Source organism: Rugamonas rivuli, assembly GCF_009380165.1.
GTDB classification, from domain to species: Bacteria; Pseudomonadota; Gammaproteobacteria; order Burkholderiales; family Burkholderiaceae_D; genus Rugamonas; species Rugamonas rivuli.
On record NZ_WHUF01000008.1, the window covers coordinates 95703 to 105395 of the forward strand.

Here is a 9693-nt window from a genome sequence, read left to right on the forward strand (position 1 = left end):
GGCCGGGAACATCAGACGGCGAAGGTCGAGCTGCCGATGATGCCGCCGCCCAGGCAGACGTCGCCGTCGTACAGCACGGCCGACTGGCCCGGCGTGACCGCCCACTGGGCATCCATGAACTTCAACGCGAAATCGGAATCGCCTTCCGGGGCGATCTCGCACGCCACGTCGGCCTGGCGGTAGCGGGTCTTGGCCGACATCGCGCGCGGCGACGGCGCCTCGCCGGCGATCCAGCTGGCCTGGTCGGCGCGCAGCGTCGACGACAGCAGCCATGGATGGTCGTGGCCCTGCACGATGTACAGCGTGTTCTCGGCCACGTCCTTGCGCGCCACATACCAGGCGTCGCTGCTGCCGTCCGGGTTCTTGTACGCCTTCATGCCGCCCACGCCTATGCCCTTGCGCTGGCCCAGCGTGTAGAAGCTCAGGCCGACGTGCTCGCCGACCACCTTGCCGTCCGGCGTCTTCATCGGGCCCGGCTTGTACGACAGGTAGCGGTTGAGGAATTCGCGGAACGGCCGCTCGCCGATGAAGCAGATGCCGGTCGAATCCTTCTTGGCGGCGTTGGGCAGCGCCAGTTTCTCGGCGATCTTGCGCACTTCGGTTTTCGGGATCTCGCCCAGCGGGAACAGGGTCTTGGACAACTGCGCCTGGTTCAGGCGGTGCAGGAAGTAGCTCTGGTCCTTGGTGTGGTCGACGGCCTTGAGCAGCTCGTGGCGGTCGCCGTTCTGGCGCACGCGCGCGTAGTGGCCGGTGGCGATCAGGTCCGCGCCCAGGTGCATGGCGTGGTCGAGGAAGGCCTTGAACTTGATCTCGGCGTTGCACAGCACGTCCGGGTTGGGCGTGCGGCCGGCCTGGTATTCGCGCAGGAAGTCGGCGAACACGCGGTCCTTGTATTCGCTGGCGAAGTTGACGGCTTCGATGTCGACGCCGATGACGTCGGCCACGCTGGCGGCGTCGATCCAGTCCTGGCGCGTCGAGCAGTATTCGGAATCGTCGTCGTCTTCCCAGTTCTTCATGAACAGGCCGACCACGTCGTAGCCCTGTTCCTTGAGCATCCACGCCGCGACCGAGGAATCGACCCCGCCTGACATACCGATCACGACTTTTTTCTTGCTCATCTTACTTTCCTGCCTTATCCATTCGCGGTGCTCACCGCTTCCTTGTACACCGAGGTGTGGGTTTGTATCAGTTCCAGCGGGGCGCGGCGCCCGGCCAGGTATTCGTCCACGCATTGCAGCACCGTCGGGCTGCGGTGACGGTCGGCGCAGGCGGCCAGTTCGTCGCGCGTCAACCACATGGTGCGCAGGATGCCTTCGTCCAGCGGACGGTCATGCTGGGCGCCCGGCACGCCGCAGAAGGTGAAGCGCAGATACGTCACTTCCTCGCCGGTGCGGTTGGAGGTGTAGCGCGACATATACATGCCCACCAGCGCGGTCGGCGTGAAGTCGTACGCGGTTTCCTCCAGCGTTTCGCGGATGACGGCCTGCTCCAGCGATTCGTGCGGGTCGAGATGACCGGCAGGCTGGTTGATGCGGATGCCATCGCTGGTTTCTTCTTCGATCAGCAAAAATTTGCCATCTTTTTCGACAATGGCGGCAACAGTAACAGAGGGTTTCCAGATACGCGGCATGAGTCATCCTTGAAAGAGCCGACATTTTAGCCTGTTCCGGGCGTTTGGTTTGAACCCGCCTGCACGGAAATATGGGTTCGTATTGAAATATCGCAAGGTTTGTCTCCTTAATCCATGTTGCAGTGGCTGCCGTGTGCGAAATTAGCTGTTTTAACGGCAATTCATTACAAATAGTAATAAATGATGTGATGAAAGCGCTATTTATTGATAAATAGATATTAAGTATCATGAAGCGATCGACGGGCGTTGCTGCCCATGCATTCCGTGTTAGATTCTAGTCAGTTTATTAATCATTTGGAGGCACCATGAGGATAGGCATACCGGCCGAAACGCGGCCGGGGGAAACCCGGGTAGCGGCAACGCCCGAGACAGTCAAGAAGCTCGCAGCCAAGCATCAAGTGATCGTGCAGGCCGGCGCGGGAGTGGCGGCATCGGTGACGGACGAGGCTTACGCCGCGGCCGGCGCGCAGATCGTCGGCGCGGCGGAAGCCTTTGCGGCGCAGGTGGTGCTGAAGGTGCGGGCGCCGAATGCGGAAGAGCGGGCGCTTATCCCGGCCGGCACGGTGGTGATCGGCATGCTCAACCCCTTCGATGCCGACAACAACGCGGCGATGGCGGCGGCGGGGCTGCAAGCCTTCGCGCTGGAGGCGGTGCCGCGCATCACGCGCGCGCAGTCGATGGACGTGCTGTCGTCGCAGGCCAACATCGCCGGCTACAAGGCGGTGATGGTGGCGGCCAATACCTATCAGCGCTTCATGCCGATGCTGATGACGGCGGCCGGCACCGTCAAGGCGGCGCGGGTGCTGATCATGGGCGTGGGCGTGGCGGGTCTGCAGGCGATTGCGACCGCCAAGCGGCTGGGCGCGGTGATCGAGGCGTCCGACGTGCGCCCTCCCGTCAAGGAGCAGGTGGAGTCGCTGGGCGCCAAGTTCATCGACGTGCCTTTCCTGACCGACGAGGAGAAGGAAATCGCCAAGGGCGTGGGCGGCTATGCGCGGCCGATGCCGGCGGACTGGATGCGCCGCCAGGCGGAGCTGGTGCACGAACGCGCCAAGCTGGCCGACATCATCATCACCACCGCGCTGATCCCGGGCCGTCCGGCGCCGGTGCTGATTTCCGAAGAGACGGTGAAGGCGATGAAACCGGGTTCGGTGATCGTCGACCTGGCCGTGTCGCAGGGCGGCAACTGCCCGCTGTCGGAGCTCAACAAGACCGTGGTGCGGCATGGCGTGCACATCGTCGGCGAGCCCGATCTGGCGACGCTGGTGGCGGCCGATGCGTCGGCGCTGTATGCGCGCAACGTGCTGGACTTCCTCAAGCTGATCATCGACAAGGAAGACCAGCTGGCGATCGACCGCGAAGATGAAATCATCAAGGCCACGCTGCTGTGCAGCGGCGGCGAGCTGCTTAGAAAATAACAGGGGAACGAATAATGGAAGTCAGCCACACCATCATCAATCTGATCATTTTTGTGCTCGCCATCTACGTCGGCTACCACGTGGTCTGGACCGTGACGCCTGCGCTGCATACGCCGCTGATGGCCGTCACCAACGCCGTCTCGGCCATCATCATCGTCGGCGCCATGCTGGCGGCCTCGCTGACCGAGGGTTTGATCGGCCAGATCGCCGGCACCGTCGCGGTGGCGCTGGCCGCCGTCAATGTGTTCGGCGGATTCCTGGTGACGCAGCGCATGCTGGAAATGTTCAAGAAAAAAGAGCCTAAAGCGAAAAAGGGAGATCACGCATGAATTTCATCTCCATGAACCTGGTGACGATGATGTACCTGATCGCATCGGTGTGCTTTATCCAGGCGTTGAAAGGCCTGTCGTCGCCGTCCACGGCACGCACGGGCAATGCGTTCGGCATGTCGGGTATGGCGATTGCCGCCGTGACCACCATCGCGCTGATCCTGAAGCTGAAGGCGGAAGCCACGGCTGCGGCAGTGGCGGGGACTTCCGGCGGCATGGGCCTGGGCCTGGTGGCGCTGGGCGTGATCGTCGGCGGCGGCATCGGCGCGGTGCTGGCCAAGAAGGTCGAGATGACCAAGATGCCTGAGCTGGTCGCGGCGATGCACTCGCTGATCGGCCTGGCCGCCGTGTGTATCGCGGTGGCGGCGGTGTCGGAGCCGCATGCGTTCGGCATCGCGGCTGCGGGCGAGGCGCTGCCGTTCGGTAATCGCATCGAGCTGTTCATCGGTACCTTCGTCGGCGCGATCACGTTCTCCGGTTCGGTGATCGCGTTCGGCAAGCTGTCGGGCAAGTACAAGTTCCGCCTGTTCCAGGGCGCACCGGTGAGCTTCGCCGGCCAGCACATGCTGAACCTGATCCTGGCCATCGTCATGGTGGGCCTGGGCCTGGTGTTCTGCTTCGCCGGCGGCACCGAGCCGGCGTGGACGCCGTTCCTCATCATGACCGCGATTGCCTTCGTGCTGGGCGTGCTGATCATCATCCCTATCGGCGGCGCGGATATGCCGGTGGTGGTATCGATGCTGAACTCGTATTCGGGTTGGGCGGCGGCGGGCATCGGCTTCTCGCTGAATAACTCGATGCTGATCATCGCCGGTTCGCTGGTCGGTTCGTCCGGTGCGATCCTGTCCTACATCATGTGCAAGGCGATGAACCGCTCGTTCTTCAACGTGATCCTGGGCGGCTTCGGCGGCGCACCGGCGGAGGCGGGTGCCGGCGGATCGAAGGAACAGCGTCCGGTCAAATCCGGTTCGGCCGACGATGCTTCGTTCATCATGGCCAATGCGGAGAGCGTGATCATCGTGCCGGGCTACGGCCTGGCCGTGGCGCGCGCGCAGCACTCGCTGAAGGAGCTGGTCGAGAAGCTGACGCACAAGGGCGTGACCGTGAAGTATGCGATCCACCCGGTGGCTGGCCGCATGCCGGGCCACATGAACGTGCTGCTGGCGGAGGCCGAGGTGCCGTACGACCAGGTGTTCGAGATGGAGGATATCAACGGCGAATTCGGCCAGACCGACGTGGTGCTGATCCTGGGCGCCAACGACGTGGTCAATCCGGCCGCCAAGGATCCGAAATCGCCGATCGCCGGCATGCCTATCCTGGAGGCGTACAAGGCCAAGAGCATCATCGTCAACAAGCGTTCGATGGCTTCCGGCTATGCTGGCCTGGACAATGAGCTGTTCTACCAGGCCAACACGATGATGGTGTTCGGCGATGCGAAGAAGGTCATTGAGGATATGGTCAAGGCTGTAGAGTAAAGTTGATTCACAATTTGTGAATTGTTCATGGTCTTTTGGCCGATTGATGGTGGGGTTGATGAAGCCTACGATGGCTACATCAACCCACCTCAAGGAGTCTCACCATGAACCGCTTACAAAACAAAGTCGCTATCGTTACTGGCGCAAGTTCCGGCATCGGCCGTGCTACCGCTAAACTGTTTGCCGCTGAAGGCGCGCGCGTTGTCGTTGCGGCGCGCCGCCAGGCAGAGCTCGATACGCTGGTGGCGGAAATCGCTGCCGATGGCGGCAAGGCTATCGCCCTGGCTGGCGATGTCACTTCCGAGTCGTTCAATGCGCAACTGGTCGCCGCTGCTGTCGAGGCGTTTGGCCGTTTGGATATCGCCTACAACAATGCCGGCACGCTGGGCGAAATGGGCGACACTACCGGGGTGTCGGAGCAGGGCTGGAACGAGACCATCGCCGCCAACCTGACCAGCGCCTTCCTCGGCGCCAAGCATCAAATCCCTGAAATGATCAAGCATGGCGGCGGCTCGGTGATCTTCACTTCGACCTTCGTCGGCTACAGCTTTGCCTTCCCGGGTGTGGCGGCTTATGCGGCCAGCAAGGCGGGCCTGATCGGCCTGACCCAGGCGCTGGCTTCGGAGTACGGTCCGCAAGGCGTGCGCGTGAATTCGGTGCTGCCGGGCGCGGTCGATACGGCGATGTATCGCGATATGAACAACACGCCGGAATCGGCTTCCTTCGTCACCAATCTGCATGCGCTGAAACGCGTGGCGCAGCCGGAGGAATTGGCGCGCTCGGTGCTGTACCTGGCTTCGGACGATTCGTCCTTCGTCACCGGCACCGCATCACTGGTCGATGGCGGCGCTTCGATCACGCGTACCTAGTAAGCCACGTCTTCCAGGCGGTAGCGGAACTTGCGCCGCTCTGGAAGCTCCCAGCCCGGCGCCGGGTCGATGTTTCGCGCCCGGGCCGGCGCTGGCACTGGCGCCGGTTCGGCCGCCGGTGTCGGCAACGTAGGGAGGGGCGACACCGGCGGCGTCTCGGCACGTTGCTTTGCCTGTTCTTTGCGCAGCAGGTCTGCCATCTTGAAATGCTTGTCGCCAGGACGGCGGACGGACAAGTCAAACCATGCGTTGCGAGCTGTGCGCGCGAAAGAGCGGGCAAACTCATTGGGCGTGACGGAGTGCCCTTCGTGCATGATCTTGTCGCCTTCTACGCGTGCGTAGTTGTGCTCTCCATAGCTCCATGATCGCAGGATTGTGCCTTCAGGCAGAAACAGCGATTTCCATTGATACCCGCGGATGTTTGCCGGATCGGCGCCGGGTGGCAGCGCGGTCTTGGCGTCGAGCCAGAATTCAATCGCCGTGGCGATCGCTTCCGAGATGTCTTGTACACCGCCGGCGCGGCGTAGTTGCTCGACCAGCCGGAGCAGGGTATGGGGTGGGAGCTGCACGGACATTGTGGTAAACATTCGATTTTCTCCTCTCATTTCTTCGCTTTTACTCTCGTTAGAGCGCGAAATTCGGGAGAAGTTCAAAAAGCGAAGATCCGCGAAAAAATGAGAGGAAAAGAGAGGTCGAAAGCGAAGGTTTACCACAAGGAGGCAGGTGGGGTACCCCCTGTGTGTATTCTCAAGTCAATGTTCTCAAGTCAACGGCGGCCGTACATCATCAGCTCGGCCAGCACGCTGCGGGCCGGGGCGACCATGTCGATGGCGGCCAGCGACAGGCCCAGCAGTGCTTGCGCCGGCGAGTCGTTGGCGAAGATGCGGGCCATGGTGTCGGTCAGGCGCACGGTAGTGTTGCGGTCCTGGCGGCGCAGTTCGGTGAATTGCGCCAGCATGGCCGGCGTCGCGCCTTGCGCCAGCAGGCGTGCCAGTACGGCGACGTCACGCAGGCCGAGGTTCAGGCCTTGCCCCGCCACCGGATGCAGCGTTTGCGCCGCGTTGCCGATGGCGACCGTGCGCGCGGTGCTGCGCGGATCGGCGTTCAATCCCAATGGGAAGGCCAGTCGCGGCGAGGCGTGCGTGAAGCTGCCGACGCGCTCTCCAAACGCGGCGCCCAGTTCGGCGAGGAAGGCATCGTCGTCCAGCGCTTGCAGGCGCGCTGCGGTATCGGGCCGCACGCACCAGACCAGCGAGTATTCTTCGCCTTGCGGCAGCAGGGCCAGCGGGCCTTGTTCGGTAAAGCGTTCGTAGGCGCGATGCGCCAGCGGGCGGCTGCTGCGTACCTGCGCGATGATCGCGGTTTGCTGGTAGTCGCGGTGCTGGGCCTTGCTTTCCTGATCGCTGAACAAACCGCCTTCGGCCTGCACGACGATGGCAGCCGTGGCGGAATCCGCGCCGGCGATGGTCAGCGCGGCCGCATCCGCGCCTTCGTCGATTGCTTCCACGCGGGCGGGGCGCAGCGTGGTGATGCGGGAGCGCGCGCACACCGCGCCCAGCGCCGTCACCAGGTCGCCGTAGCGCAGCACGTAGCCCAGCGCCGGCAGCTTGTGTTCATCGCGGTCGATCAGGCTGCGGCCGAACTGCCCGCGCCGCGATACGTGTATCTGGTGGATCGCGGTGGCGGCCACCGGCCATGCGCCGATTTCTTCCAGTATCTGGCGGCTGCCCCAGGACAGCGCGATCGAGCGCGGATCCTTGCTGGCCTGCTCCAAGGTCTTGGCGTCGATCAGGGCGATGCGTGGTGCGGGCATGCCGCGTTTGGCCAGCAGCGCGGCCAGCGCCATGCCGGCGGGGCCTGCGCCGCAGATGGCGACATCAAAAGTGGAATCTGTCATTGCTGTTGCATCAGTTGTTCTATGTCGGCGACCGTCTTCGGCGCGGCGGCGCTCAGTATGGTGTGGCCGTCCGGCGTCACCAGCACATCGTCCTCGATGCGGATGCCGGTGTTCCAGTATTCCTCGGGCACGCCGTCGGCCGGGCGCACGTAGATGCCCGGCTCCACCGTCAGCGCCATGCCCGGCTGCAGCGTGCGCGAAGGTTTGCCTTCGGCCGCCGTGTCGCGGTACTGGCCGACGTCGTGCACGTCCATGCCGATCCAGTGGCCGGTGCCGTGCATGTAGAACTGCAGGTAGCGCTTGTCGGCGATGATGTCGGCGAGGCTGCCATGCGCGTTCTGGTTCAGCAGGCCCAGGTCCAGCATGCCTTGCGCCAGCACCTGCACCGCCGCCTCGTGCGCGCCGGAATACGGCAGGCCGGGCGCGATCGCCTTCAATGCCGCCGATTGCGCGGCCAGCACCAGTTCATACAGGCGCTTTTGCGGCGCGCTGAAGCGGCCGTTGACCGGATAGGTGCGCGTGATGTCGGAGGCGTAGCCATCGAGTTCGCAGCCGGCGTCGATCAGTATCAGTTCGCCGTCGCGGCTTTGCGCGTTGTTGGCGCTGTAGTGCAGCACGCAGGTATTGGCGCCCGCAGCGACGATGGAGTTGTAGGCCGGCGCCTGCGCGCCGTTGCGGCGGAACTCGTACAGCAGCTCCGCTTCGATTTCGTATTCGTACATGCCGGGCTTCGATGCCCGCATGGCCCGCGCATGCGCTTGCGATGAAATGGTGGCGGCGCGCAGCATGGTGGCCTGTTCGGCGTCGTCCTTGAACAGACGCATTTCGTCGAGCAGCGGCAGCAGGTCGACCGCGCTGGCCGGCGCGCTGACGCCGGTGCGCGCCATGCGCCGCACGCTGGCCAGCCACAGCTTGACCTGCGTGTCCAGCGCGCTGCCCAGGGCGTAGTACAGGGCCGGCGCGTCGGCCAGCAGCTTGACGATCTCGGTGTCGAGATCCTCGATGGCGTAGGCGGCGTCGAAGCCGAAGGCGGCGCGCGCGCCATCCGGGCCGTGGCGGAAGCCTTCCCAGATTTCGCGCTCGACGTTCTTCTGCCGGCAGAACAGGATGGCGCGCGCCGGCGCATCGCCGCGCGCCGCCACCAGCACCAGCGTGCTTTCCGGTTCGGCGAAGCCGGTCAGGTAGTAGAAGTAGCTGTCGTGGCGGTACAGGTATTCGCTGTCGCTGTTGCGCGTGACTTCGGGCGCGGTCGGCAGCACGGCCACGGCGCCGGGCGGCATCTGCGCCAGCAGGCGCGCGCGGCGGGCGGCGTAGGACTGTGGCCCGGCCGGCATCACTGCACGCCCTTGGCGGCCGCCAGGCGCGAGGCCGGCGGCGCGTTGAGCAGGTCGAGCTGTTGCACGGTGCCCAGGTTGTGCCACTCGCCCTGGTAGACCTCGCCGCCGACTTGCTGCTTGTCGGCGTAGGCGCGGATCAGCGGGCCGAGCTTGGCGTATTCGCCGGGCGCGATGCCGTCGAACATTTCAGGACGGTAGACGCCGACGTTGCCGAAGGTCCATTTGGGCGAGCCTTCGTTGGTCAGCGAGTACATCGTCAGGCCGAAGTCGCCCTCGGGATGGAAGTCCGGGTTCGGCACCAGGTAGAGCCAGCAGATGTCGCGCTTGTCGGCCGGGTAGGGATTGCCCCACATATCCTTGTCGTGCAACACGTCCTTGACCTGCTCGAAGTCGAAGTAGGGCATGTAGATGTCGCCCGACACGGCCACGAACGGTTCCTCGCCCAGCAGGTGGCGGGCGGTGGCGATGCCGCCGGCCGTCTCCAGCGCTTTTTCCTCGCGCGAGTACATCAGCCTGGCGCCGAACTGGCTGCCGTCGCCCAGCGCCGCCTCGATCTGCTCGCCCAGATGGGCGTGGTTGATGACGATCTCGGTGATGCCGGCACGGACCAGGTTGAGGATGTGCCAGACGATCAGCGGCCGGCCGCGTACTTTGAGCAGCGGCTTGGGGATGGTGTCGGTCAGCGGGCGCATCCGTTCGCCGCGTCCGGCGGCGAAGATCATGGCTTTCATGCGCGCC

10 protein-coding genes are annotated in these 9693 nt (G+C 64.2%); 4 read left to right on the forward strand and 6 right to left on the reverse strand.

Annotation, left to right across the window (positions count from 1 at the left end):
- Positions 1–11 precede the first annotated feature (11 nt).
- The gene (mnmA, locus tag GEV01_RS25795; RefSeq protein ID WP_152808509.1) at positions 12–1118 is read right to left on the reverse strand and encodes a tRNA 2-thiouridine(34) synthase MnmA; all 1107 of its coding nucleotides are present in this window, start codon (positions 1116–1118) and stop codon (positions 12–14) included.
- 14 nt (positions 1119–1132) lie between these two features.
- Positions 1133–1630, reverse strand: coding sequence for an NUDIX hydrolase (locus GEV01_RS25800; protein ID WP_008452862.1), 498 nt, complete (start codon positions 1628–1630; stop codon positions 1133–1135).
- Between the two features lie 305 nt (positions 1631–1935).
- Here GEV01_RS25800 and GEV01_RS25805 point away from each other — a divergent pair, with 305 nt between their 5' ends.
- The 4 genes from GEV01_RS25805 (at position 1936) to GEV01_RS25820 (ending at position 5721) form a co-directional block, all read left to right on the forward strand.
- Complete coding sequence (locus tag GEV01_RS25805) at positions 1936–3048, forward strand: Re/Si-specific NAD(P)(+) transhydrogenase subunit alpha (protein WP_070272322.1); 1113 nt, start codon at positions 1936–1938, stop codon at positions 3046–3048.
- A 14-nt stretch (positions 3049–3062) separates the two neighbouring features.
- Positions 3063–3377, forward strand: a complete 315-nt coding sequence (locus GEV01_RS25810) for a proton-translocating transhydrogenase family protein (RefSeq protein ID WP_152808511.1) — start codon at positions 3063–3065, stop codon at positions 3375–3377.
- On the forward strand, positions 3374–4852 hold the full coding sequence (locus tag GEV01_RS25815) for an NAD(P)(+) transhydrogenase (Re/Si-specific) subunit beta (protein WP_152808513.1): 1479 nt from the start codon (positions 3374–3376) through the stop codon (positions 4850–4852). Before GEV01_RS25810 ends, GEV01_RS25815 begins: the two co-directional genes overlap by 4 nt.
- A gap of 104 nt (positions 4853–4956) precedes the next feature.
- A complete protein-coding gene (locus GEV01_RS25820; protein WP_152808515.1) occupies positions 4957–5721 on the forward strand; it encodes an SDR family oxidoreductase in 765 nt (254 codons plus the stop codon).
- Here GEV01_RS25820 and GEV01_RS25825 read toward each other — a convergent pair.
- The 4 genes from GEV01_RS25825 to murU all read right to left on the reverse strand — a co-directional run bounded on the left by GEV01_RS25825 (position 5718) and on the right by murU (position 9686).
- Positions 5718–6308, reverse strand: coding sequence for a hypothetical protein (locus GEV01_RS25825; protein WP_235914585.1), 591 nt, complete (start codon positions 6306–6308; stop codon positions 5718–5720). The two genes, GEV01_RS25820 and GEV01_RS25825, sit on opposite strands and share 4 nt — an antisense overlap.
- A 179-nt stretch (positions 6309–6487) precedes the next feature.
- On the reverse strand, positions 6488–7618 hold the full coding sequence (locus GEV01_RS25830) for a UbiH/UbiF/VisC/COQ6 family ubiquinone biosynthesis hydroxylase (protein ID WP_152808517.1): 1131 nt from the start codon (positions 7616–7618) through the stop codon (positions 6488–6490).
- On the reverse strand, positions 7615–8952 hold the full coding sequence (locus tag GEV01_RS25835) for an aminopeptidase P N-terminal domain-containing protein (protein ID WP_152808519.1): 1338 nt from the start codon (positions 8950–8952) through the stop codon (positions 7615–7617). The genes GEV01_RS25830 and GEV01_RS25835 overlap by 4 nt, the downstream gene beginning before the upstream one ends.
- Positions 8952–9686 (reverse strand): N-acetylmuramate alpha-1-phosphate uridylyltransferase MurU, encoded by a 735-nt coding sequence (murU, locus tag GEV01_RS25840; RefSeq protein WP_152808521.1) that lies wholly within the window; start codon positions 9684–9686, stop codon positions 8952–8954. Before murU ends, GEV01_RS25835 begins: the two co-directional genes overlap by 1 nt.
- Positions 9687–9693 lie beyond the last annotated feature (7 nt).